This window comes from Flavobacterium chungangensis (assembly GCF_042654045.1).
GTDB classification, from domain to species: domain Bacteria; phylum Bacteroidota; class Bacteroidia; order Flavobacteriales; family Flavobacteriaceae; genus Flavobacterium; species Flavobacterium chungangensis.
In genome coordinates this window covers 83,412-106,925 of the sequence record NZ_JBHSFY010000017.1, presented here as the reverse complement: position 1 = coordinate 106,925, position 23,514 = coordinate 83,412, and the positions used below count along the sequence as shown (strand labels likewise).

22 protein-coding genes and 1 tRNA gene are annotated in these 23,514 nt (G+C 36.1%); 5 read left to right on the top strand and 18 right to left on the bottom strand.

Annotated elements, in window-relative coordinates:
• Positions 1-82: 82 nt before the first annotated feature.
• The 9 genes from ACFO3N_RS22035 to ACFO3N_RS21995 form a co-directional block, all read right to left on the bottom strand.
• Entirely contained in the window at positions 83-256 is a 174-nt protein-coding gene (locus ACFO3N_RS22035; RefSeq protein WP_162615489.1) for a hypothetical protein, read from the bottom strand.
• A 127-nt stretch (positions 257-383) separates the two neighbouring features.
• Entirely contained in the window at positions 384-947 is a 564-nt protein-coding gene (gene sigZ, locus ACFO3N_RS22030) for an RNA polymerase sigma factor SigZ (RefSeq protein ID WP_379801007.1), read from the bottom strand.
• Between the two features lie 33 nt (positions 948-980).
• Complete coding sequence (locus tag ACFO3N_RS22025; protein ID WP_111378127.1) at positions 981-1,544, bottom strand: hypothetical protein; 564 nt, start codon at positions 1,542-1,544, stop codon at positions 981-983.
• Positions 1,545-1,612: 68 nt separating this feature from the next.
• Positions 1,613-2,188, bottom strand: coding sequence for a Crp/Fnr family transcriptional regulator (locus ACFO3N_RS22020; RefSeq protein WP_111378126.1), 576 nt, complete (start codon positions 2,186-2,188; stop codon positions 1,613-1,615).
• Positions 2,189-2,211: 23 nt separating this feature from the next.
• Positions 2,212-3,291 (bottom strand): ACR3 family arsenite efflux transporter, encoded by a 1,080-nt coding sequence (arsB, locus tag ACFO3N_RS22015; protein WP_111378125.1) that lies wholly within the window; start codon positions 3,289-3,291, stop codon positions 2,212-2,214.
• 1 nt (position 3,292) lies between these two features.
• Positions 3,293-3,907: an arsenate-mycothiol transferase ArsC gene (locus tag ACFO3N_RS22010; protein ID WP_379801006.1), complete on the bottom strand. Its 615-nt coding sequence runs from the start codon at positions 3,905-3,907 to the stop codon at positions 3,293-3,295.
• Positions 3,908-3,949: 42 nt separating this feature from the next.
• Positions 3,950-4,423, bottom strand: a complete 474-nt coding sequence (locus ACFO3N_RS22005) for a DUF6428 family protein (protein WP_379801005.1) — start codon at positions 4,421-4,423, stop codon at positions 3,950-3,952.
• Positions 4,424-4,455: 32 nt separating this feature from the next.
• Positions 4,456-4,962 (bottom strand): GNAT family N-acetyltransferase, encoded by a 507-nt coding sequence (locus tag ACFO3N_RS22000; protein WP_111378122.1) that lies wholly within the window; start codon positions 4,960-4,962, stop codon positions 4,456-4,458.
• Positions 4,953-5,285, bottom strand: coding sequence for an ArsR/SmtB family transcription factor (locus tag ACFO3N_RS21995; protein ID WP_111378121.1), 333 nt, complete (start codon positions 5,283-5,285; stop codon positions 4,953-4,955). The genes ACFO3N_RS22000 and ACFO3N_RS21995 overlap by 10 nt, the downstream gene beginning before the upstream one ends.
• A 278-nt stretch (positions 5,286-5,563) precedes the next feature.
• On the opposite strand from ACFO3N_RS21995, the gene ACFO3N_RS21990 reads away from it, so the two are divergent.
• Complete coding sequence (locus ACFO3N_RS21990; protein ID WP_111378120.1) at positions 5,564-6,499, top strand: hypothetical protein; 936 nt, start codon at positions 5,564-5,566, stop codon at positions 6,497-6,499.
• A 145-nt stretch (positions 6,500-6,644) separates the two neighbouring features.
• Here ACFO3N_RS21990 and ACFO3N_RS21985 read toward each other — a convergent pair whose 3' ends face one another.
• The 3 genes from ACFO3N_RS21985 to ACFO3N_RS21975 all read right to left on the bottom strand — a co-directional run bounded on the left by ACFO3N_RS21985 (position 6,645) and on the right by ACFO3N_RS21975 (position 11,981).
• Entirely contained in the window at positions 6,645-6,830 is a 186-nt protein-coding gene (locus tag ACFO3N_RS21985; protein WP_111378119.1) for a hypothetical protein, read from the bottom strand.
• A 937-nt stretch (positions 6,831-7,767) separates the two neighbouring features.
• Positions 7,768-11,145 carry a DEAD/DEAH box helicase gene (locus tag ACFO3N_RS21980; RefSeq protein ID WP_379801004.1) on the bottom strand — a complete coding sequence of 1,126 codons (3,378 nt, stop codon included), beginning with the start codon at positions 11,143-11,145 and terminating at the stop codon, positions 7,768-7,770.
• Positions 11,142-11,981 carry a Hachiman antiphage defense system protein HamA gene (locus tag ACFO3N_RS21975; protein WP_379801003.1) on the bottom strand — a complete coding sequence of 280 codons (840 nt, stop codon included), beginning with the start codon at positions 11,979-11,981 and terminating at the stop codon, positions 11,142-11,144. The genes ACFO3N_RS21980 and ACFO3N_RS21975 overlap by 4 nt, the downstream gene beginning before the upstream one ends.
• A gap of 504 nt (positions 11,982-12,485) precedes the next feature.
• Here ACFO3N_RS21975 and ACFO3N_RS21970 point away from each other — a divergent pair.
• Positions 12,486-13,340, top strand: a complete 855-nt coding sequence (locus ACFO3N_RS21970; protein ID WP_379801002.1) for a hypothetical protein — start codon at positions 12,486-12,488, stop codon at positions 13,338-13,340.
• Between the two features lie 527 nt (positions 13,341-13,867).
• On the opposite strand, the gene ACFO3N_RS21965 is transcribed toward ACFO3N_RS21970, so the two are convergent.
• Complete coding sequence (locus ACFO3N_RS21965) at positions 13,868-14,056, bottom strand: hypothetical protein (RefSeq protein ID WP_379801001.1); 189 nt, start codon at positions 14,054-14,056, stop codon at positions 13,868-13,870.
• A 213-nt stretch (positions 14,057-14,269) separates the two neighbouring features.
• Positions 14,270-14,343 (bottom strand) — tRNA-Arg (locus ACFO3N_RS21960).
• 114 nt (positions 14,344-14,457) lie between these two features.
• On the opposite strand from ACFO3N_RS21960, the gene ACFO3N_RS21955 reads away from it, so the two are divergent.
• Positions 14,458-14,970, top strand: coding sequence for an adenine phosphoribosyltransferase (locus ACFO3N_RS21955; protein WP_379801000.1), 513 nt, complete (start codon positions 14,458-14,460; stop codon positions 14,968-14,970).
• 252 nt (positions 14,971-15,222) lie between these two features.
• Here ACFO3N_RS21955 and pheT read toward each other — a convergent pair whose 3' ends face one another.
• Entirely contained in the window at positions 15,223-17,643 is a 2,421-nt protein-coding gene (gene pheT / locus ACFO3N_RS21950; protein WP_379800999.1) for a phenylalanine--tRNA ligase subunit beta, read from the bottom strand.
• A gap of 274 nt (positions 17,644-17,917) precedes the next feature.
• Between pheT and ACFO3N_RS21945 the strand changes: the two genes are divergently transcribed.
• Complete coding sequence (locus tag ACFO3N_RS21945) at positions 17,918-19,423, top strand: aldehyde dehydrogenase family protein (protein ID WP_379800998.1); 1,506 nt, start codon at positions 17,918-17,920, stop codon at positions 19,421-19,423.
• Between the two features lie 234 nt (positions 19,424-19,657).
• The gene (locus ACFO3N_RS21940) at positions 19,658-20,032 is read left to right on the top strand and encodes a DUF779 domain-containing protein (RefSeq protein ID WP_379800997.1); all 375 of its coding nucleotides are present in this window, start codon (positions 19,658-19,660) and stop codon (positions 20,030-20,032) included.
• A gap of 71 nt (positions 20,033-20,103) precedes the next feature.
• Here ACFO3N_RS21940 and ACFO3N_RS21935 read toward each other — a convergent pair whose 3' ends face one another.
• The 3 genes from ACFO3N_RS21935 to ACFO3N_RS21925 form a co-directional block, all read right to left on the bottom strand.
• Positions 20,104-21,027 (bottom strand): AraC family transcriptional regulator, encoded by a 924-nt coding sequence (locus ACFO3N_RS21935; RefSeq protein ID WP_379800996.1) that lies wholly within the window; start codon positions 21,025-21,027, stop codon positions 20,104-20,106.
• Between the two features lie 71 nt (positions 21,028-21,098).
• Positions 21,099-21,962 (bottom strand): bestrophin family protein, encoded by an 864-nt coding sequence (locus tag ACFO3N_RS21930; protein ID WP_379800995.1) that lies wholly within the window; start codon positions 21,960-21,962, stop codon positions 21,099-21,101.
• A gap of 211 nt (positions 21,963-22,173) precedes the next feature.
• Positions 22,174-23,484, bottom strand: coding sequence for a TolC family protein (locus ACFO3N_RS21925; RefSeq protein ID WP_379800994.1), 1,311 nt, complete (start codon positions 23,482-23,484; stop codon positions 22,174-22,176).
• Between the last annotated feature and the right edge of the window lie 30 nt (positions 23,485-23,514).

Genomic DNA, 23,514 nt, shown 5'->3' with positions numbered 1-23,514 from the left:
ATTTGAATTAAATTTATGAATGATTCCTGCGCATAAAAAAAGACAACTTTTTGAGTTGTCTTTTAAGTAGTAACGTGAAATATTACTTTTTGCAATCTTTCGGAGAACAAGTTCCCGAATCGTCATTACAGCAATGCGTAGAACATTTTTCAGTGCAGTTTTTCTTTGCATCAGTTTTTGATAAGTTCGCATAAGCGAAGATACTTCCAGCAGACAATACCAATGCTGCAAGAGTAAGGTACATTTTGTTTTTCATAATTTTAATTTTTAATGATTAATACTACTTAAGACGTACTAATCTAAAAATGATGCAGACTTTGATGATTTTTTTTCTAACAGCCTGAATTTTTATATATGAAGTTTCCAAAAATGATTTGGTGATATCAGCATTTTCCTCCGCTGCATGATTTTTTAGACGTAACATTCATAACATTTCCACGGCGGTCTAATTCAATACTGCAGCAATCCAGAAGCATTTCCTTTAATTTGGATCTGCCTCTCTGCACTCTAGATCGTATGGAAGCGTAGGCAAGGCTGTATTTTTCTGTTAAGTTTTTCTGTTTAATTCCATGGATTTCGCTATCCATGATAATATCCCGATAGTCTTCCGGCAGCCGCTCAATGAATTTCATTAGACAACAGTCCAGACTTTCTGAAGTATCAAAATCTGTTTCATGCATTATTTTTTGCATCATACATTCGGTCAGTTCTGATTTCTTATGATTGGAATTTTTTCGGTAATAGTCAATAATGGAATTTCTTGTGATCGTGAAAATCCAGCTTTTTAATTTACTTTCTTCAGTCAGTGATCCTAAATTCTCGTTTATCTTAATAAAAACTTCCTGCAAAACATCAGATGCATCGCCCGTATCATTTATACGTGCCTTAATATATTTGCCCAAAATGATATAAAACTGATTGTGAATAGTATTTATTTCCAAACTCATAGTTTTTTTGTTCTGCTTTTGAAGAAAGCGGGATTAACAACAATTGATTTTGCCTCTGAAATTATTCCAGATAGGGGCTGTTTTTGGCATGCATAAGAAAACATGAAGAATCGCCATTACGATAGCTCCCGGTAAAAGATTTACAATTAACAAATTAAAGTAGCCTGGAGATTGATTGGTATTAGAAATCATTATTTCCCCATTTTGAAAAGTAAGTCTGATGGAGAGGTAAACCGCAATTGACGCAAAATGAAACCCATTTACGAATAAATGAACAATATATTCCCAGCGAGGAAGCCCTCCCATAAACTGCCTGCTGTCCTTTTCTATAAAAGCGTCATACCCAAGCACCAGTATGTCTAAAAGGACAATGGTTAAGCCTATTACAAAAGCCGTATGATTATTTTGTTTCAAGAATAAAAAATAAAGGATTGCCGGAAAGAAAACAGCTCTGAATGTATGGGTAATGTGCTCGGTTTTACTTTCTTCCCGATTGTGAAGCTGGTATTTGAAAATATGCAGATAGAAGCCATCATATAAGGCCAAGACCGCAAAAAGAACAAGAAAGAAGGATGAAATGATAATTGCTGTTTCCATTTTATTTTTAATTGATTATAAAAGCAAAACTATGGGGAAGCATAATTAAAACTAAGGACAAATGTCCTCTATTTTTGTGCTATCTCATTTCTTATTCTGCTCAAAGTCCTGCGGGTTATCCCTAGATAGCTTGCAATATCATTTACTGAAGCCTTGTTTACAACTGCGGGCTGTTCCTTAAGCATACGCATGTATTTTTCCTTTGCGCTTTCATTGCACAAAACACTTGCATACTGTTCCATTACCATGTACTGCCGCTCGGCAATTGTCCTTCCGATATTCTGCCAAAGAGGACTTTTTTGATAGAGAATCTGCAGGTCATTGTAACTGATTGTTATAAGTTCAGTATCTTCTACGGCCTGAATGGAAAGTTCCGAAGGCTGCTGTGAAATAAAGCTCTTGTAGGAAGTTGTCAAATTATTTTCTGAACAGAAGCACGAAGTCACTTCTTCGGATTTTTCATTTATATAGTAAGTTCTCAGCAGCCCCTTTTTAATAAAAGCCGCTTCATGTGAGATTTTACCAATTTGAGCAAAATAACTGTTTCGGGCTAATGTCCTTATTTTGAAATACGGACTGTAATTTTCAAATTCCTGATCGCTGATAGGAGCAATGCTCTTTAAAAACAAATTAAAGCTTTCCATTCATATCCTGTTTTTAGATTCATTTATTGACTCGAAGCCTGATTTAAATAAAATCTTTTTCTGAACCAGAATGCAAGGTTAACTAATGCGATAAGAGCAGGCACTTCTACCAGAGGACCAATAACTCCTGCGAAAGCCTGACCGCTGTTTATTCCAAACACGCCGATTGCTACGGCAATAGCAAGTTCAAAATTATTGCCGGTGGCTGTAAATGCTATAGATGTTGCCTTTGAATAGTCAGCTCCAAAATATTTGCCGATAAAGAAACTGATGACAAACATCAAAGTAAAGTATATGACAAGCGGTATTGCAATACGCACTACGTCCATAGGGATCTGAACAATAAGTTCCCCTTTCAGGCTGAACATTACAATAATTGTAAAGAGCAATGAAATAAGAGTAATCGGCGAGATAAAAGGCACATACTTAGTTTCGAACCATTCAGAACCTTTTAGGGCTATCAAAGCATAACGGCTTATGATTCCCAGAGCAAAAGGAATACCTAGATAGATACCGACGCTCTCGGCAATCTGCGCAATGCTGATATTGACTTCAAAACCATCATATCCAAAATAGGGAGGAAGGATGGTTATGAAAATGTAAGCGTATACACTGTAAAGGAGTACCTGAAAAATACTGTTAAGGGCGATAAGTCCTGCTGCATATTCACGGTTTCCATCGGCAAGATCGTTCCATACCACTACCATTGCGATACAACGTGCCAGACCGATCAGGATCACCCCAATCATGTATTCAGGATATCCGTTCAAAAACAGTAGCGCCAATAAAAACATTAAGACAGGTCCTACAATCCAATTCAGGAATAAAGATGCGCCCAAGACTTTAGTGTTTTTGAAAACCTGTCCCATCTGTTCGTATTTTACTTTTGCCAGAGGCGGATACATCATCAGGATAAGCCCTATTGCCAATGGAATGTTTGTTGTTCCGCTGGAGAAAGAATTGATGAAATCTCCGCTTGAAGGAATAAAGTATCCTACTGCCACTCCTATAGCCATGGCAAGGAAAATCCAAAGGGTCAAGAAGCGGTCAAGGAAGCTTAACTTTTTGCGTCCGACGACTGGTGCACAGTTATTTGCTGACATTTTATTTTTTTATTTGTGAGAATACGTAAAACATTTCAGTTCCAATCTGCAGGCTGCGCTCCAGGTAAGTTTCTTTCTGCTGAGGCGTTCCGTCAGAAATTTTTGGATCTTCAAAGGTAATCGGAATTCTTTTCTCTGCGCCTGCTATAAACGGGCATCCGCCGTCAGCCTGCGAGCAGGTCATTATTGCGGCAAATCCGCTTTCAGGATTGAAATCATCATCATAGGTTTTGGAAAAGCCTACGACTGGAAGCTCATCCGCTGAATATTTTATGGAATAAACCGGGTTTGATCCCTCTGAAAGCGTTTTGATGTTGAATCCTGAACCCTTCAAAGTCTCCGCTGCCATTGGGAAAAGGGCGGTAGCCTCTGTTCCTCCTGAATAGCATGATACGTTTTTGATGCCGTAATAGGCAGCCGCAGTCTGCGCCCAAACCTGCGATAAGTGGCTTCTTCTGGAATTATGCGTGCAGATTAGGTTTAGTCTGGTTTCCAGATTACTGTCCACTTTAGTCTGAATGAAGTCGATTAATGGCTGCAGTACTGCTTTGCGATCTTCGGAGATCTGCTTAAAATCAAATGATTTGACGGTATTCTCAATTTGTGGATATAACATACTTTTTTGGCTGTAAAGGGTTATTGATTATCTGTTTATTGATTAGCAGCATCCTCCGCCCGGAGTGCATGAATTAGCATTGTCAGTATTTAACTGAGATAATTTTACTTTAGGCTTGTCTGATGGAATACCGCACTGCTCCTGAGTAAGGCAGGCTGTCTGTTTGTTAAGTAGAGTGAAGTTTTTACCGTTAAAATCCAAATCGTATTTGCCGATAGTAGTGTTCTGGTACTCCACTTCAATTTCATGGTCTTCAATTCCCAATACTTTTTCTGAAAGCTCAATGATGTGGATCAGTTTCTGAGGTTTAAGCCTGTGCTCGTAGTCATTGGCATCCCAAAGCTGGAAGTTTACAACTGTTTCTTTTCTTACTGTTCCTCCGCAGTCGATGAAGTTTTTGGTAACCAAGCCTACTTCAGTTACGTGAAAATATTCCGGTACAAATGTGCCGTCCGGCAGTTCAAAATTTACAGCTTCTACTGTTTTAAGCACTTCTTTAATTTCTGAAAGTTTCATAATTTTTTATATTTAGTTAAACTATATTTTTATTAATTAATAACGGAGCTTCTTCTTTCAAGAAGCGCAGTATCTCTCCAGATACCATTTTGTTTTCCGATTTTCTCCCTTGTTCCAAGTATCCTGAAACCTGCTTTTTCATGGATACGGAGACTTGCCGTGTTCTCAGGAAAGATTCCTGCCTGAAGCGTCCAGATTCCTTCTGTTTCGCTCTGTCGGACAAGTTCATTTAAAAGGGTAAGCCCGACTCCTTTTCCTGAATGTGCTGGATCCACATATACGCTCACTTCTGCAACGCCTGCATAAACGCAGCGTGAAGAAACAGGGGTAAGGGCAGCCCAACCAATTACATTACCATCTTCCTGCATCACAACTCGGCAAGACTTAAGATGTGACTGATCCCAGTCTTCCCATGAAGGGGCGCTGGTCTGGAAAGTGGCATTGCCGGTATCTATTCCTTTTTGGTAGATTATTTTTACCTGATCCCAGTGTTTGTCTGAAAGTTTTCTGATTTCCATATTTTTATAGATTAACAGCATTCGCTTCTCTTCTTTGCCAAATGATCTGATATGTGCTGAAAGAAACCTTTTATCTTTTCAAGTCCAGGTTCATTGATGCAATAGCAGATGGAATTTCCTTCAATGTTTCCTTTTATCAGCCCTGCATTTTTCAATTCCTTCAAGTGTTGTGAAACTGTCGGCTGTGAAAGGGGAAGTTCGTTTACAATATCTCCGCAGATGCAGGCATCCACTTTTAATAAATATTCCATAATAGCGATACGCGCAGGATGGCCTAACGCTTTGGCTAGAACAGCCAGCTCATTCTGGCTTTCTGTAAAGTGATCTGTTTTTGTTGCCCCCATCGTTTTATATTTATATTGCAATATTACGATATAAAATTTAATTAAAGCAAATTTGAATATGAAAATTTTCTTAAATGTGTTTATTTTTTATTTTGACTTACTGCGCAAAATCACTGCGCAGCTGCTGAATATCTTTGAATCAAAATAATACCTAAATTTGATAATTACTTGGCATACAGGGTAAGACGCTTTTTAGCGTACCGAACTCTATTTAGGGTAATCGGAAAGCAGGTGTTATTCTTTGGTGGGATTTATACTAATCAAAAACAACTTTAAAAATGAAAATTCATTATCAAGGCGAGCTTCCCATGATTGAAACGGAGGCTTTTAAAAAATTTGAAAAAGAGTATGACAGCAATGCTGATTTTCTTGAAAATTTCTCAAATCTATTGAGCTTCAGCGGAAGAATAATTTCATTGATAACCGATAAAGAGCTTCTAAATGTCAGTGGCCATGTAATTGAGAATTCGGTACAGACGCTAAGAAGCATCAAATTGTGCTGTTCCATTGGGAGTTTTGCCGATGCCAATACTTTAGTAAGAAGATTAAGGGATGACCTGCTGCTTTATGTTTATACGCTGGCGGTTGTGAACCAAAGAAAACCTTTTACCCAAGATTCCCTTGATAATTTCAAAATGGATGATCTGGAGGCGTTTGTGGAAGGTTTTTCATCTTTGGAATTTAATCAGGTAATGACCGATGACGAAAAGGCTGTCGAGGCATGGCTGACCAACAAAGTTGTGGAAGCCCCTGCGGGAGTGAGGGGAAAATTAAGTTTTAAGAATTACATGAATGTCCTTGAACAGAATGAGAATATCAAGGAGGTGCTGACAGGTTATAACCTTCAGGGCTACTGGAAGGTTTTGACAGGGAAGCTTAATAATTATGTCCACAATAATGGAAGGCAGTTCTCCCAGCATAATCTGATACGATCAAGCAATGCACAGTTGGATATTTATCTTGGAAATGTCAATACAAGGATTTCGTATATATTAACCTTTTTTCTAATTACGATTTCGATGGTGGAATCCGCCCTATTGTGTTCTGGGGATATTGAAGACTATCTTGATATGGGAATGGACCCTCCGGAGGACTGCCAGTACGAAATCGCTCCTTTTATACAGGAATACATCGATAATAAAGTTTCGGGAATGCACCCTGAGCTAAAGCAGTTCCTGAAAGACAACAACAATCATGGAATGAAGATAGAATAAGGTGATGGATAATTTTAAGGTCAGAAGGATTATAAGCGGAAAAACCGAAGGAACTTCGGTTTTTCCGCTTTCAGGCTTTTTTCTGATTTTATAAATCTGTTTTAACTTTTTAAGATACAAAAAGATATGATTTATAGTTTTGTAATCATCCCTTTTTCTTTTTATCATTTTTTTCTAAAAAATGTTGTATTTGTATATTAGCCACCTTCCGAAGAAAATATAATATTTCTTCGGCAAGCTCAACTGTTACATTCATTCCTTCTTTTTTAAGCATTCTTTGTGCCTTTTCCGGAGAAATTTTCCCCTTGTATTGCTCATCTCTATAATTCATAATTTAGTTTTCTTATGTTAAATTATTCTTAATGTAAAGATAAGTTAAATGTTTTTGTAACTGTAAATCAGTGTGTTAAGTTTGGTTTAAATCCTGAGTAGTCACCTCAACAGGATGTCTAAACCGTCTACTAAAGTAAGTTAAAACGTGTTAAAACATGGTAAAAAGCATAAAAAAAAACGTTAAAACATAGGTTTTAACGTTTTTTTAGTAGTGACGGGGACAGGACAAATTACAACATCATTTTTGGATGATTTAAAGAAATTGGCTTTCTATATGTAGTGGTCTGTCTTCCATTGGCTTCGTTAATTTGGTTTAGATGTCCTGTTGGGGATTGATTCAAAAATTATAAAAACTCAATTGATTCATCGCATTGAACTAATATATAAATTTACAAAATTTATGGAGGATTTTAAAAGAATGTTCTAAGTTAAGTTAGAATTGTCTTTCATTGTCGCCATGAATTAATTGATTGTTGTTCCATCAGAGCTAAAAATTGATTTATTTCTCTGAGAAGCTATCTGAAACGCTGCTACATTTAAAAAGTGCCGGCCTTGAATCTTTTTTCAGTTTTATTGAAAAGCGCTACTTTCCAGAAAGAATCATTTCAAATGCAAGCATTTCTGAAGTTTATGCATTAGATAAAAAGCTTTAGGTGAGATTTTGGAAAGAATTAGTGAAGATGCTGAAAACGCACCCAGAATTAGAAAATTCAATTTAGGCAGGCACGCAAAATTATTGGCAGCGGCCATTCAAAAGCTAGAAGGCCTGGAACACAAAGAGGTAGTAAATTAATTTTTTATTTTCAGGCAGTTAAAAAATCTAAATGAGATCGTATTATCTGCAAATTTCGATGCATTTTATGGAAGGTATGAAGAGAAATGAATACTGTCCATTTTGTAAAATGGACAGTAATTTCATTTGTGATAATACAGTGTTAGTCAATTAAATGAACATAGGGATTATGTACATGCATATTCCATTGTCCTTCAAAATCATCATATATAAATTCGATTCCCGCTACATCGTTTACCGTCGTAAAATCAATTACATCATTGGTAATATGTTCCATAACCTGAAGATCAGGACTTATTAAGTACTGCATGCCGTTTATGTGCCTTGCTATAAACGTGGAGGTTTGTATATGTATTTCACCAAAAGTGAACGATGGCACTTTTTTGACTTTAATATCTTTACGTGTAGCAGCGCTTGCAAGCAATTCAAGCCACTCTACTGTATTTGCGGCAGCAAGGAATTTATAATCCTCCGCATTGGATATAAGATCCCTTTTGTAGCTGTATACACTTTTGTTCCAGTCATCATCTTGAAACTCTTCTCCCAATTCATTGGCCGCAGAACGTGACCTTATTCCCGCTTGATAGATTTTTACCGCTTTAAGTGATGGCAGGCCTGCTTCGAGAAGTATGGAAAGCTCTTCTATTATCTCTGCCTCATCGTCCAATTCCATTAGCCGCATTTTCTTTGCAATACCATTTAAAATCCACGGAAGGTTAAAGGTGTATAATTTGGTAATGATTGTTGTGGCATTCTCTAGGGGTAGAATTTCCGAAAGTGAGACTCCGCTGAGCCATCTGCTTCTTATCTCATCTTTTGAGTCGCTCTGTATGGTGCTGCCATTTTCAACCAGAACAGGCAAGTCCTGTAGCACGGTTTCCAAGGATGCCAGTAGATCAATTTTAGTCTGGACAAGGGAAAAATCATCAAAAAAAGTGCCCTGCACAAGACCAATTATGGTATCGAGCTTTTCTTCTATCAGCAGGTCTGTATTGAGTGGCAGCCCCGAGCGTGCTATCATGTTCCATTGTCTGCGGTCTTCGCCAACCTTTTGAACAATTCCTTTTATCCGTGCCCTTAAAAAGTCAGAGACTTCATCTGCAGAAATTGATCTTTCATTTTCAGCTTGTATACTGGCCAGTGATCCTGCAAAAAAGGATTCAGACCAGGAAAGATCGATTTCCCCTGTAGGGTTATTCAGGGTTTGCAGAGTAAGGAGCGTATCATCGATCCAGTCCAGTTTGGCATCGATTTCCTGTGCCTGGCTGCCGATTTCATCTGTTCTGTTCTCTGCAATTAGCTCCAGGAGCAGATCAAAATCAATAGCATTATCATCAGCTAGTTCTATAAGTTCTTTAATAAGCAGCATAATACCGCTTTTGGCATGGTCGATTTTCTCCTTGTCAAAATATTTTTTCCTGATTGCGCGCGCTTCAGCGGCAACTGCTCTCTGTGATTTGCCTGCAGTTTCCATGGCCACAAGTATTTTTCCTTCATGGTCTACATAAGCCCTTCCGGCTCTTCCGGCGATATTCCAGAAATCTCTGGAAGAAATATCAGAGCGGGCCTGATGCAGGGTAGAAAAAATTACCGTTGAAACCCCTAAGTTGACGCCTTGTCCCAAAGTTGATGTTGCTATGATCACCAGGGGCTTATCGGCTCTCATAAGCCTTTCCAGGGGCAGTCTTACATCGGCATGCAGATCGGCATTGTGGCAGAGTATGCCCTTACGTGCAAAATTCAGCCAGGAATTAGCGGCGTCTCCATAAGTTTCCATGCAAGCCAGCTCGAATGCCCTCCAGTCCGCCGTATTTTTCCATACATGGTCGGTGGCATTGCCTCCAAGGCTTTTTAAATAGGCTTTTGCCATTACAAATACAGAGTTTTTACGACCGACAAATATAAGTACCGAGCCAAATGTCCTGAATTTGTATGCAGTTGCTGCTACAGCTTCGTTCCTGTTTGCAGGATTGGTTTTAACTATCCGTTCCCTTTTTTTGAGCGGCAGCTCTTCAGCTACAATAAAACGCCTGTTAAATGATGCCCTTTCTTCATCCTTGCTGATCCAGTTCAGATTAACAAGGCGGCCGCTCCATTCCAATATTCCCAGCCTTTCGTCCGAAGGACGCCATTTATCCTTGTAAATAGTCTGATCCGATTTCGTTAGCCATAGGGCCAAGTCCTCTGAATTGGGCAGCACTGCTGAGAGGAGCAGGAACTTGCCTCCGTTCTGATCCATATAAAAACGAAGCTCTTCGTAGAACATTTCGTTTACGACGTTTCTTTTATCCAGTCCCAGCAGATGGCCTTCATCAATGATAATAAGTGCTATGCTGTCAATGAGGTCCTGGTTTCCGCGCAGTATGGCCTTTGCCTTTTCCGGTGTGGCGATTATGACATCGGAATCTTCGATTACTTTTTCATCAAGTTTGCTGTACAGACTGCCACCATAAAGGTGCGAAACCGATATGCTGGCATTTTCAAGAATCGGCGCAAGTGAATTTTCGACCTCAAAAGCAAGGGAACGGAAAGGAGCAATGTATAAGACTTTATTGTCAGGGTCTTCCATCAGGCAGTCCAGTATGGCCAATTCGGCGATTCTGGTTTTCCCGCTGCTGGTAGGTATGCTGACAATACATCCGTTTTGATTGTTAAGCACCTTTTCCATGGATCTTCTCTGTGTGACAAAAAGTTCATAAATTCCCCTGGGCTGCATGTATACCAGAGATTTTATGTACCCCCTGACCTGTGGATTATCCAAATCGAAATAGGGAGAGAGTGAATTCCAAAGGGATGCCTGTCCGAAGCCTTCTGAGATCAGCAGAAGCAGTCTGACCACCCACCAGATTCCGGGATCAGATTCAAGCTCTGTTATTTCCTTGAGGTTTCGAAGCATTGACTTTGCTTTTTCAAGAAGTTCTCTATCGCCGCTGTAAAAATAATTGAGAAAAGCATCCAGGGATTTTGCTATGATTATTTCATAAATTTTCTGCTGTGCCTGTCCTTGCTGAAGATTTTCTGCTATATAGGAATCCTGGTAGGTTTCATCAATAAGCATGGTGCTTATCCTGCTTTTCAGGGCTGCAAATTCCCTGAGCAGGAATAAATGTATCAATTCTGCAATAACGGAATCCGAGCTGAATTTTTTGATCAGGATAAAGGATTTGGAGTATTGAAAACTGACGTAATAGGACAGGGAGGCAACCAGTCCGTAGTAATTGCTTGTACTGGCCTTATTAGATTCCGCACTGTGTACGAATTCAAGCAGAGAAGCTCCTTTTTCCAATGGTTCTATTGCTTCGGAGAAGTTTTCATTTTCTGCAAAGGAACACCCAAAATTAAGATAATACAGCGCCAGTATGTTCAGGCTGTCATCGTTGATGGTATAGGGCGGAAAGTTTTTCCTGTCTTCTGAGGTATTGAATAAAATATAGCGGGCATTTGCCTGCGCCATTAGATTTTGTATGGTTTCATCCTTCTCGATCCTGGAAAGTTTCTCCCTGATTACTTCATTTGTCATAGTGTTTCTGGATTAGCAAGCATTGCTTCGGCCCTTAGGAAGGCCTGGTCAATTAGGGTTTGGGGATTATCAATGCCAGCCGATATAAAAATCATTTCGGGATTGTCTGCGGTCAGGTGCCTTTCCACAACATTAAAGGTATCGGTGTTGCTGAGCAGAAGTCCCGTATAAATGATGTCTCCCCTTGATTTTATTTCGCTTATCAGAAAATTGTCAAGCAGGTCAGCTGTAGGTTTTGTGGCAGCATCCCTGCTCAGCTCACTGATCATATAGGAAAAAGACAGCGGAAGTTTGTCTTTTCCCAACGATTGGGTAATATCTGTAATAACTTTTTTTGCTGGCAGTTTCCTGAATTTTGCTTCTCCCAGGAATATTTTCAGCCTTTGCGTCCCAGCTGCATCGGTAAGGATGTCCACCAGCAGTGTATCATCGCCTTTGACAGACTGATCGACGTTGGGATTATAACGAAGTTTGAAGGCGTGTACCAAAGGTTTGCCCTGGCAGCTCTTGATGTATTCGATAAGAAGTATTTCGGTGGCGTTTCCTTTTTTGGTTTTATCGGCCCTTGGAAGGTTTCTGTTCTGCTCGGCATAATCCGGAAATCCGGCTTCACGATATTTCTGTTTTAGCCTGTCGATCCTGATCTGATCGTAGTGATGATGGATAAGTTTTTCAGCGAGCCATTCAATCAGCGCTGGTTCATCGGCGGCTAGTTTACTGGTAAGCGCGCGGTGGCATCTGGCATCTGTCGGCTCAATGTCTGAGCTGTCCATCCATCTTGCAAATTGGTTTGGCGCAGATGGATGCGCCCCTATTAAATCTTCATGTAAGGACATATTTTTGGAATCTTGAATAAAGCTATTTATGTGTGAAAATATATAGAAGGAATTTTTTCATCCTTTTTTAGCATTTGGAACTTCTAAGGATTACCAACTTCTCTTAAAGCGAACATAATGATTTTTGGGAATATTTAATAATATTTATTGCACTTTTTTAATAGATTTTAAACCAATTGAGAATCTTTTGCTATTGATAAAGTGTTGATAATGCTCTTTGTATGATGCTAATGCAACAACCTTTTTTGTGGTTGCAGTTTTCTTAAAACAAAGCTTCTATTTGGTATTTGCCAGTTTTAAATTAGAATTTGATCGGACAGGAATTAGTGACCGAAGCAATTTTCGAATAAACATTTTAAAATTGGGCGCGATGAATGAGTATAAATACCTGCCTTTAATTTAATGCTTAAGATTACTTTTGGAACTGTAGGGACAGTACGCAGAATTAACATCCCGATAGCTGCAAATATAGATACTTATTATTCTTTTATTTAATTAAAAATTATGTTTGAAATATTCTCAACCAGAGAAACTGCGATACTGATATGGAGTTCCATATTTATTATTACTGCTCTTTTAATCGTAAAATTTAAAGGCGTTTTTGATATTTTAATAAAGTTTTTTGATCGTAAGATTCAAATTCCTTTATGGGGAATGTTTTGCTATATAGGGGCAATAACCTTTGCTTTCTATGTGGCTGGTGTCTGGAATATGGGGCTGCTTAAAGATACTATATTATGGTCTTTGACTTCAGCCACCATTTTGTTTTTTAATATGAATAAAGCAAAGGAAGGTTCTTATTTCATACCAATAATAATTGATAACTTAAAAGCAGTCATACCTCTGGAGTTTATCACTAATTTTTACACTTTCAGTTTTGGTGTAGAGATGTTTATAATTCCAGTTATGACTTTTATAGGTCTAATGCAGATTGTGGCAGAAAATTCTTCAAGATCCAATGCTGACCATCTGAAGACGGCCAGCTGTTTAAAAAGTCTGTTTGCCGGACTTGGAATCCTTATTTTTATCTATGTATTTTATAAAACTCTAATCGATTATAAAAGTCTGATCACCGCTGAAAATTTAAAGAGTTTATTTCTTCCGGTTGTCTACACATTTCTTATACTGCCCTTTCTGTATCTTTTGGCCCTTTATATGAATTATGAAGTTTTATTTATACGACTTCCTTATCTGATTGACAATAAAAAAGAACGGCTTCAAATGAAATTAAATATCCTATTGCTGGCAAATATGAATTTAAAAAAACTGCATAAGATTAGCACTAACTTAAATTTTGCGACATATGACGGCCGAGAAATTAAAAAGAGCCTGAAGAAAATATTAAAGGAGTCTAATTGAAAAGACCCCTGAAATAGTTCTTTCAATTTCAATGTGTTGTCCCTTCAATAGAACATTTTGAATGGTATTTCATTATTTTACATTTAACATCAGTTGAAAACAATTTGGGAATTTTGCAGGATTTAAAAAGATAGTTCAGTTTAAGGCAGAGCTGGCTTTCTTTGGTTCTGTGAACTGCTTTCTGTTATTTTGTCTTAATGTTTTTTAGGAGCTCTTCCCGCTATCCGTTCCAATCTTTTGCGCCGAACACCAGCACAAAAGGATTTCCACTGCTATCGGAGCTATAATCTTAAAAAGACAATTCAGGAAAAGCCAAATTTTGTTTCATTTAAGCAATAATTAATGATCGAAGATATGCGGTAAAGATTTTACAACGATGAAATGATACAGCATTCTTAAATGTTAAATATTGTCTTGATGATGAATTTTGCTATTTTCGTTTAAGGACTTCTTTGCTACAGCGTTTGTTGTGAATTTTGTAAAGCTTAAAAATTTCTTCATTTTTTTTCAACGCAACATATCTACATTCATTTATTTTTTTCAGTCGTTTTGTTCTTCTCGATAAATTTTACAATACTAATATTCGCTATCAGTCGGAGAAAGTACAATATTTCTTCTGCTAGCTCAACTGTTACATTTATTCCTTCCTTCTTAAGCGTTTTCTGTGCTTTTTCTGGAGAAATTTTTCCCTTTTGTTGCTCGTCTCTATAATTCATAATTTAGTTTTTTAGTGTTAAATTATTCTTAATATAAAGATAAGTTAAATGTCTTTATGTTTGTAAATCAGTATGTTAAGTTTGGTTTAAATCCTGAGTAGTCATCTCGACAGGATGTCTAAACCGTCTATTTAAGTAAGTTAAAACGTATTAAAAACGTATTAAAAGCATAAAAAAAACGCTAAAACCTAAGTTTTAACGTTTTTTTAGTAGTGACCTCGACTGGATTCAAACCAGTAACCTTCTGAGCCGTAATCAGATGCGCTATTCAGTTGCGCCACGAGGCCTTTTTGTTATCAATTAGCTATTTTTTTGTAGCTTTGTTGATTGCTTATTGCGGATGCAAAGATAGACATAAATGTGAGATAAACAAGGAAAAAATAACATAAAATTAAAAAAAAATGCAGTTCGAAAATTATATACGTGATATTCAGGGTTTTCCAAAAGAAGGAATTTTATTTAAAGATATCACACCTTTGCTAATTAATCCAGAAGCGCGAACAAATTGCCTTAAAATTTTGCTCGATTCTTTAAATGGACAAAAAATTGACAAGGTCGTTGGCGCTGAATCTCGTGGTTTTTTCTTCGGAATGTTATTGGCGCAAGAGTTAAATGCCGGATTTGTTCCCGTAAGAAAACCAAAAAAACTTCCGTTTGATACCATTTCTGCTTCTTACGAATTGGAATACGGCTCTGATAGTTTAGAAATGCATACCGATGCTATTAAAAAAGGAGATCGAGTTTTAATTCACGACGATGTGTTAGCGACTGGTGGAACAGCAAAAGCAGTTTGTGAATTGGTAGAGCAATTAGGTGGCGAAATTGTACAATGTAATTTCTTAATGGAGCTGACTTTTCTAAACGGAAGAGAAAAAATAAAAGAGTATCCCGTTTTTGCTGCGCTAACATATTAATAGAAACGAAAAAAATCTCGTGCAGTAAAGGGTTAAGTCTAATTTCGTCTTTTGTTACGCGTTTAAGGCAAGAAAATAGTAAAATCATGTTCAGCTTTAAAAAGAAGATAAAAGCCAAACAAAGCACCCTGTTTGGCTTAACATAATTTTAAACGTGCTGAAACTTGAAACCTGAAACTTGAAACTTGAAACAAAATAAAAAACCCGACAATTCATTTTGTCGGGTTTTTTATTTTAAAAGTAAGAAAGAAATTATCTTAAACTTGCACCAAGTTCAGTTTCGAAAGTCTGCTGTAATTTAGACATGATTTTGTCGATTTGAGCATCGGTTAATGTTTTAGTATTGTCTTGAATAGTAAAACTCAATGCGTATGATTTTTTTCCTTCTGGTAATTTATTTCCTTGATAAACATCAAATAGATTGATATCTTTTAAAAGCGCTTTTTCTGTTTGTTTTGCCAAATTGAAAATGCTTTCATAAGTCGTTTTTTCATCGATTAATAAAGCCAAATCTCTACGAACTTCTGGATATTTAGGAATTTCAGTATACTTAATTTTTCCTGTAATGATTTTTAAAACCAAATCCCAGTTAAAATCTGCGTAATAAACGTCTTGCTTAATACCAAAATGCTTCAAAATAGGTTTTTTAACAACACCCATTTCAACCAAAATATCGTTGTTGTAAGTAATTGCAGTTCCCTCAGAATAAATATCCGATTGAACTGGGGCATTAGAAATCTTTTCAATTCCTAAACGAGATAGAATTGCTTTTACATATCCTTTCAACAAGAAGAAATCTGTTGTTTTTTGCGGATTTGTCCAACTTTCTTTGTTTCTGTTTCCAGAGATCAATAAAGAAAGGTGTTTATGTTCCTCATAACCGTTTAAATACTTGTGATATGTTTTTCCGAATTCAAATAATTTTAAATCTGAATTTTTTCTATTAATGTTATATGAAACCGCTTCTAATCCAGAAAACAATAAAGATTGGCGAAGTGTAGCCAAATCACTGCTCAACGGATTCAACATCGATACATTGTGTTCTTCTTTTAATGAAGCTGATAATTTCGCGTAAGCTGCAGTCGTCAATGAATTAGCCATCATTTCATGGAAACCTTGCGAATTCAACTGAGAAGCAATTACGTTTTGGACTTTGTAATCTTCTGTTCTTGGCGAATTTGCTACTGTAGCATTAAATTTCTTAGAGAAGTTAATGTTATTATAACCGTAAACTCTCAAAATTTCTTCAATTACATCAATTTCGCGCTGAACGTCTACACGATATGCAGGAATCGTTAAACCTAAACCGGTATCAGAAACGCTATTTACTTTAATGTCTAAAGAAACCAAGATTTTTTTGATCGTATCTTTTGGAATTTCTTGTCCAATAATTTTAGAAACATGGCTAAAATTCAACAAAACAGAAAAATCTTCAACCTTTTTAGGATAAACTTCTACAACATCAGAAGTGATTTTTCCGCCCGCAACTTCCTGAATTAGAAGCGCCGCACGTTTTAAAGCGTATTCTGTAATCGTTGGGTCAATTCCTCTTTCAAATCTAAAAGAAGCATCTGTACTTAATTGATGTCTTTTTGCTGTTTTACGAATGCTTACAGGATCAAAATAAGCACTTTCTAAGAATATAGAAGTAGTTCCTTCAGAAACTCCAGATTTTTTTCCTCCGAAAACCCCAGCAATACAAAGCGGACCTTTTTCGTCGCAAATCATTAAATCTTCTTTATGAAGTGTTCTTTCAATATCATCAAGAGTAACAAATTTAGTTCCTTCAGCAACGGTCTTTACAATAATTTTTCCATTGATTTTGGCGGCGTCAAAAGCGTGTAAAGGTTGTCCTAATTCATGTAGAACATAATTAGTAACGTCAACAATATTATTTTTTGGAGTTAGACCAATAGCTTTTAAACGGTCTTGTAGCCAGCTTGGAGATTCGTGTACTGAAATTCCAGAAATAGTTACACCGCAATATCTTGGTGCTAAATGATTGTCCTCAACATTTACGTCAATTTTAAGCGTACGCATGTCAACTCTAAAATTGCTTACAGAAGGCGTAATCAATTCTACGTTTACACCACGTTGTAGCATTCCTGCTCTTAAATCACGAGCAGTTCCATAATGGCTCATTGCATCGGCACGGTTTGGTGTTAATCCGATTTCGAAAACTTCATCATTTGCAATTTGAAAAACTTCAGAAGCAGGAGTTCCTGGAACCAAATCTTCGGACAAAACCATAATTCCGTCATGGCTATTTCCTAAACCTAATTCATCTTCAGCACAGATCATTCCGTGGCTTTCCTGTCCGCGTATTTTTCCTTTTTTGATGGTAAATTCTGCACCATCTTTATCGTATAAAACGGTTCCGATTGTTGCAACAGGTACTTTTTGTCCTGCAGCCACATTTGCAGCGCCGCATACAATTTGTACAGGAGCTTCTAAACCAACATCAACTGTAGTAACTTTCAATCTATCAGCATCAGGATGTTTTTCGCAAGTTAGAACGTGTCCAACAACAACGCCTGCCAAACCTCCTTTAATTGATTCGTATTTTTCAACAACTTCAACTTCTAAACCTAAATCTGTTAGTAATTCAGAAGTCTGCTCAGATGTCCAATCAGTTTTAATAAATTGTTTTAACCAGTTGTAAGATATTTTCATTGTAGTTCTTTAATTCTTTGTATGAGGTTACAAATATAAGGATTGCGCGTTGGAGTAAGAAAAAATTGAGTAGTTTTTTCTATTTGTTTTTAAATGACCGAAAAATGCTGTCTACTAATTATTTAGCAATTTATAGATTAAAATTTTGCTAAATGATTATTATAAAAGTCTAAAAAAAACGAATGTGTAATTTTTGTGCTACAAGATGAACGAAAAGTGCTATTCTGTTTCTTTTTATGAAACTAAATTTGAAGTGAATCAAAAAAAGAATATTATGAGTACCGCAGTAAAAAGACCTGAATTTAAGGCAAAATACGATAACTATATTGGTGGAAAATTTGTAGCCCCAATTAAAGGAGAATACTTTGATGTTGTTTCTCCAATTGATGGAAAAGTATTTACAAAAGCAGCACATTCTGGGAAAGAAGATCTCGAATTGGCTGTAGATACTGCTTATGAAGCATTTAAAACTTGGGGAAAAACTTCGGTAACCGAAAGGAGTATTTTACTAAATAAGATTGCACAAAAAATTGAAGACAATTTAGAATATATTGCAGCAGTTGAAACGGTAGACAACGGAAAACCAGTTCGTGAGACACTTGCTGCCGATATTCCCTTAGCCATTGACCATTTTAGATATTTTGCAGGCGTAATTCGTGCTGAAGAAAGTTCGATAGCAGAATTAGATTCGCAAACTGTTTCTATTGCATTAAGCGAACCTCTTGGTGTTGTGGCGCAGATTATTCCGTGGAATTTCCCGATTTTAATGGCAGTTTGGAAAATTGCTCCAGCACTTGCGGCAGGAAACACAATTGTTTTAAAACCAGCAGAAAGTACGCCAATTTCGATTATGGTTTTAATGGAATTAATTGGAGATATTCTTCCTCCAGGAGTTTTAAACATAGTAAACGGTTTTGGTGCCGAATTAGGACGTCCGTTGGTAACCAATAAAAAAGTTTCAAAGGCAGCATTTACGGGTTCTACTACAACAGGACGTTTAGTAATGCAATATGCTACAGAAAATATTATTCCGGTTACTTTAGAATTGGGTGGAAAATCTCCAAATATTTTCTTCCCGTCGGTAGCAGATCATGATGATGATTTCTTTGACAAAGCCGTAGAAGGTGCTGTATTATTTGCTTTAAATCAAGGTGAAATCTGTACTTGTCCTTCTAGATTATTAATTCACGAAGATATTTACGACAAGTTTATCAAAAAAGTTATCGAAAGAACTGAAGCGATTATAGCGGGAAATCCGTTGGATAAATCGACTATGATTGGGGCTCAGACTTCGATTGTTCAGAAGGAAAAAATCATGTCTTACATTAAATTAGGAAAAGAAGAAGGAGCAGAGGTTTTAACGGGAGGAGATGAAAATAAATTAGGAGGAGAATTAGAAGGCGGTTATTACATTAAACCAACTTTATTTAAAGGTCATAACAAAATGAGAATCTTTCAAGAAGAGATTTTCGGGCCAGTTTTGGCGGTTACGACTTTTAAAACTACAGAAGAAGCCATCGAAATTGCAAATGATACGATGTACGGTTTAGGTGCAGGAGTTTGGACTCGTGATGCGCATGAAATTTATCAGGTTCCAAGAGCAATTCAGTCTGGTCGTGTATGGATTAATCAATACCATTCTTACCCAGCTGGTGCTCCGTTTGGTGGTTGCAAACAATCTGGAATTGGTCGTGAAAACCATAAAATGATGTTGAGCCAATACCGTCAAACTAAAAACATGCTGATTTCTTATGACAAAAAGAAACTAGGATTTTTCTAAAGGCTAACTATCAAAATCCTGGAGTATTCTTAGGAAAAAGTTAGCGGAATGTATGGGGCGTTAAATGAAAATTTAATGACATTAAGCGAGCTCACTCCAGGCAATTTTGATTTGAAAATATTCAATATAATCGAATTACTGTTTGATTGAAAGTAAAACATAAATAGTTGGTTATGTCAAAGCAGTAAATTTCTTCATAGAGTTTACTGCTTTTTAAATTTTAATGATAAAAAGATGATTAAACGAATTGATGCCACAGAAAAAGCAGTTGAACTGATAAATATTCTAAAAGAAAAACACGGTGATTTGATGTTTTATCAAGCAGGTGGTTGTTGTGAAGGCACACAGCCACAGTGTTTTGAAAAAGGAGGCTATTGCCAGCGAACTGGAGATGTATGTATTGGTACTGTTGAAGATGTTGAATTTTGGGTAGACAAAGATTTATTTGAATATTGGAAACATGCTCACTTTACTTTAACCGTAATTGATGCCTTTGGAGTAGGAGGTTTTTCGTTAGAAACTCCATTAAAGAAAACTTTTCAAATAGAATATAGAATTTTTACTCCCGAAGAAGAGAAGGATTTGGAACCAGTATTTAGGATTGAATAGTTTTTTTGTTTTAAGTTTCAGGTTTCAAGTTTAAAAACTTAGAATCTCAGAATCTTAGCATCTTAGCATCTCTAATTAATATATAGTAACTGATACTGTTTCGGAGTGATTCCTTCATATTTTTTGAATAATCTAATGAAGTAATTCGCATCTTCAAACCCTGCTAAATAACAAACTTCGTTAATTTGAAGCGTTGGGTTTCTTAATAGATTTTTAGCGCATTTTATTTTTTCATTTAAAATATATTCAATCGGACTCATTCCGAGTTCGCGTTTAAAGAAACGATAGAAAGAAGTGGTGCTCATACAAGCTTTTTCGCTCAGCGATTTCAAATTGATATTCTCTTTTAAATTTTGCTTAATATACTCAGTAACTTCTTTAATCGGATTGTTATCTTCAAAAGGTTTTCCTTCGTCAAGAGATTTTACGGTCTGAGTTTGAATAATCCTAATTAGTAATTCTTTTAAAGTCAAATCGGCAAAAATGTCTTTGGTAATCGAAGTACTCATACATTCTTTGATGAGTTTGTTTATGGTAGCAGCCATTTCGATATTATTGTAAAAGAAATAATTCTGGTAATTGAGCTGCCAATACATATTACTGCCTTCTTTTGGATATTGCTGATTTAAGAAATTTAAAATTTCAGCAATTTTATCCTGATCGATAGCCAATGCTAAACATTGCGTCGGATTGTTTTTTGAAGCTTCAGGAAAATCAATTTTCATTTCTACATTCGAAGGAACAATCACAGTTTCGCCTGGAAGATATACAAATTCAGGGTCATCAAAAAGATGCATGATTTTTTTACCGCGAAGCATGCTGGTCACCACCAAATCATTAAATTTTAATGGAACTTTTTGAGTCGATTCGTAGGTTTCAAATAGATTCAATTCACAATGATTCAAATTGTAAATAGTTCTATTTTCTACAAGAGTTTTTAATGATTTTTCTTGCGATAATTGGAGCGGATTGACTAAAAATCGTTGATTGTTCATTAAATTTATTTTTTGGTGAAGACTTTAAATTTAATGAAAATAAGAATATAAACTGCGGATTTAACGTTTAATTATATCAATTCTTCCACATGTTTTCTGATGTTTTCCGATATTTTTTTTGTTGGAAGGTCGTTCTCATCATTTCCAAACGGATCTTCAATTTCTTCAGCTATAAGTTCTAAACTTGCCAAAACATAAAAAATAAAAACAACAACAGGAGCAACTAGATAACCTAAACTAACAGAATATCCAAAAGGAAGCGTCATAGTATAAAAGAAGATGAATTTCTTTATAAAAGCACTGTAAGAGTAGGGAATAGGAGTGTTTTTAATACGTTCGCACGCTCCGCAAATGTCTGTAAAAGCAACTAATTCTTCATTTAGAGTAATGAGTTGTTCTCCCGATATTTTTTTTGCATCATACAAATCATTGATTTTATGATACATGATTCTCTTTAATTGATTTGGCTTGTGTTTATGCTGGTCAATTTCCAGTTCGACATCATCAAATAGCATTTTGCCTGTATCTTCATCTTTTAAATGGTGATGAAGTATATCTGCATACATCGGAATGTATTTTCTAAAAAACTTTCTATCATTTTCGTCTTTTAAAATTGCGGATAGTTTTATAGCAAGATTACGGCTGTTGTTTACAAGTCTGCCCCAAAGTTTTCGGCCTTCCCACCATCTGTCATAAGCGGTATTGGTTCTAAAAACAAGCAAAAGTGAGATGACAAATCCAAGCATTCCATGCATGATTGGAATATTGTGGATGTAATCGTTTTTGGTCACTTTAAAATAATGAAGTTCAAGATAACAGACAGCTGAGGCATAAATTCCAATTGCAATCATAATCGTGAACAGTTTTCGAACTGTATCTGACTTATGAAAATGAAAAATAAAAGTAAACCAATCTTTGGTATTGTATGTAATCATTGAAACTTGTTTTGTAACAAATTTAAAGTAAAAAAATATTCTGTTGGAAGTAAATTATAAAAATATTCAGCACCAAGAATAAACAGAATGTTTTCGTAAAAACGTTATGTAAATTTTGCTGAAATTAAAAAAAATCTGCTAAATCTGCGAGAGAAAAATAGCTCGTAGATTTAGCAGATTGGGCAGATAATATTTGATTTTTAAAAGTGAATTAAAAATTAATATTTCCTGCTAATTCTTTTAAAGCAATTTCAGATAATTTTGCTTCGTATTGCGCGTTGCTGTAACGCACTTTTGCATTGACATAATTAAGTTGGGCCGTTCTAAAATCTAGCGTTGTAATAGTTCCAATTTTAAATTTGTCTAAAGTGATTTCTAAATTCTGTCTTGCGATTGCTTCGTTATCTTCTTCTAAATCAATTAATTCTAAATTGGTTAAATAGGTTTGAAAAGCAGTGCTCAACTGTGTGTTTAACGTTATGTTTTGCTGTTCTATAGCAAGCTGTGAGTTTTCGATCTGTAATTTGGCAACTTTTTCATTACGATGCTGATTAAAACCGTCGAATATATTCATAGAAGCATTAAAACCATAGTTTAAACCTTTAGAAGATGTTTCGCTAGTAAATCCTAAGCTCGACTGGCTTTCAGAAAAATTGTATCCCGTAGTTAACCTCAAAGTAGGGTAGCGGTCTGCTTTTACTTGTTTAAGCTCTAGTTCGGCTATACGTTTGTTTATAATTTCGGCTTCCAAACCTGGATTTTGCTTTTGAGCTAATTCCATTAAATCCGCCAAGACCAATTTATTATCAACTGTAACTTTATCAGTCACTTTAAAATCAATTTTTGGATCGCGCGCTAAATGCTGATTCAGTAAAATTTTACCATTAGCATACGCTTCTTTCTGTCTCAATAAAGCAACCTGATCTGAGTTTAAATCAACCTGTGCATTTAATACTTCCAGTTTTGAAGCTTTTCCTATGCTGAAACGATTTTTAGCCAAAGTCAAACGCTGGTTCGAAATTACGATTGTAGTGTCTAATGCCGACAATTGCTGTTGCATTTGAACTAAATCATAATAAGCCGAATTTACCTGAGCAATTTTGACTAAAATAGTTCTTTTAAGTTCTGCGTCGCCAAGTTTCTGAAGTTCTTTCAACTGATCTAGTTTGGCAAACATTTTCATTCCGTCAAAAACGGTCCAGCCTAAACTAACGCCATAATTTAAACTATTGTTTTTAGCATTGTTCAATGTAGTTGATGTACCATCTTGACGTACTTGTGTTGAATTCGTAAGATTATTATTGTCTGTAATATTTGCGGTTGCAGTCGGCAACATTCCTGCATTACCAATTGTTACATTTGTTTCGGTTATTTTGGAATTATTTTTAGCAATTTTAATCTCAAAATTATTTTCCAAAGCTATGGTCATAGCTTGTTCAATAGTAAGAACTTCCTGTGCCTTTGTCTGAATTGCACAAAAAAGCAGGATAAGTACTGTACAATATATTTTTTTGATATTCATATTCGTTTTCTTTAACCAGAAAGTATATTT

Excerpts from the sequence above, each read along its gene's own strand:
- ACFO3N_RS22035 (WP_162615489.1), bottom strand. The coding sequence starts at position 256 with ATGAAAAACAAAATGTACCTTACTCTTGCAGCATTGGTATTGTCTGCT.
- sigZ (WP_379801007.1), bottom strand. The coding sequence starts at position 947 with ATGAGTTTGGAAATAAATACTATTCACAATCAGTTTTATATCATTTTG.
- ACFO3N_RS22025 (WP_111378127.1), bottom strand. The coding sequence starts at position 1,544 with ATGGAAACAGCAATTATCATTTCATCCTTCTTTCTTGTTCTTTTTGCG.
- ACFO3N_RS22020 (WP_111378126.1), bottom strand. The coding sequence starts at position 2,188 with ATGGAAAGCTTTAATTTGTTTTTAAAGAGCATTGCTCCTATCAGCGAT.
- arsB (WP_111378125.1), bottom strand. The coding sequence starts at position 3,291 with ATGTCAGCAAATAACTGTGCACCAGTCGTCGGACGCAAAAAGTTAAGC.
- ACFO3N_RS22010 (WP_379801006.1), bottom strand. The coding sequence starts at position 3,907 with ATGTTATATCCACAAATTGAGAATACCGTCAAATCATTTGATTTTAAG.
- ACFO3N_RS22005 (WP_379801005.1), bottom strand. The coding sequence starts at position 4,423 with ATGAAACTTTCAGAAATTAAAGAAGTGCTTAAAACAGTAGAAGCTGTA.
- ACFO3N_RS22000 (WP_111378122.1), bottom strand. The coding sequence starts at position 4,962 with ATGCTGTTAATCTATAAAAATATGGAAATCAGAAAACTTTCAGACAAA.
- ACFO3N_RS21995 (WP_111378121.1), bottom strand. The coding sequence starts at position 5,285 with ATGGGGGCAACAAAAACAGATCACTTTACAGAAAGCCAGAATGAGCTG.
- ACFO3N_RS21990 (WP_111378120.1), top strand. The coding sequence starts at position 5,564 with ATGAAAATTCATTATCAAGGCGAGCTTCCCATGATTGAAACGGAGGCT.
- ACFO3N_RS21985 (WP_111378119.1), bottom strand. The coding sequence starts at position 6,830 with ATGAATTATAGAGATGAGCAATACAAGGGGAAAATTTCTCCGGAAAAG.
- ACFO3N_RS21980 (WP_379801004.1), bottom strand. The coding sequence starts at position 11,145 with ATGACAAATGAAGTAATCAGGGAGAAACTTTCCAGGATCGAGAAGGAT.
- ACFO3N_RS21975 (WP_379801003.1), bottom strand. The coding sequence starts at position 11,981 with ATGTCCTTACATGAAGATTTAATAGGGGCGCATCCATCTGCGCCAAAC.
- ACFO3N_RS21970 (WP_379801002.1), top strand. The coding sequence starts at position 12,486 with ATGTTTGAAATATTCTCAACCAGAGAAACTGCGATACTGATATGGAGT.
- ACFO3N_RS21965 (WP_379801001.1), bottom strand. The coding sequence starts at position 14,056 with ATGAATTATAGAGACGAGCAACAAAAGGGAAAAATTTCTCCAGAAAAA.
- ACFO3N_RS21955 (WP_379801000.1), top strand. The coding sequence starts at position 14,458 with ATGCAGTTCGAAAATTATATACGTGATATTCAGGGTTTTCCAAAAGAA.
- pheT (WP_379800999.1), bottom strand. The coding sequence starts at position 17,643 with ATGAAAATATCTTACAACTGGTTAAAACAATTTATTAAAACTGATTGG.
- ACFO3N_RS21945 (WP_379800998.1), top strand. The coding sequence starts at position 17,918 with ATGAGTACCGCAGTAAAAAGACCTGAATTTAAGGCAAAATACGATAAC.
- ACFO3N_RS21940 (WP_379800997.1), top strand. The coding sequence starts at position 19,658 with ATGATTAAACGAATTGATGCCACAGAAAAAGCAGTTGAACTGATAAAT.
- ACFO3N_RS21935 (WP_379800996.1), bottom strand. The coding sequence starts at position 21,027 with ATGAACAATCAACGATTTTTAGTCAATCCGCTCCAATTATCGCAAGAA.
- ACFO3N_RS21930 (WP_379800995.1), bottom strand. The coding sequence starts at position 21,962 with ATGATTACATACAATACCAAAGATTGGTTTACTTTTATTTTTCATTTT.
- ACFO3N_RS21925 (WP_379800994.1), bottom strand. The coding sequence starts at position 23,484 with ATGAATATCAAAAAAATATATTGTACAGTACTTATCCTGCTTTTTTGT.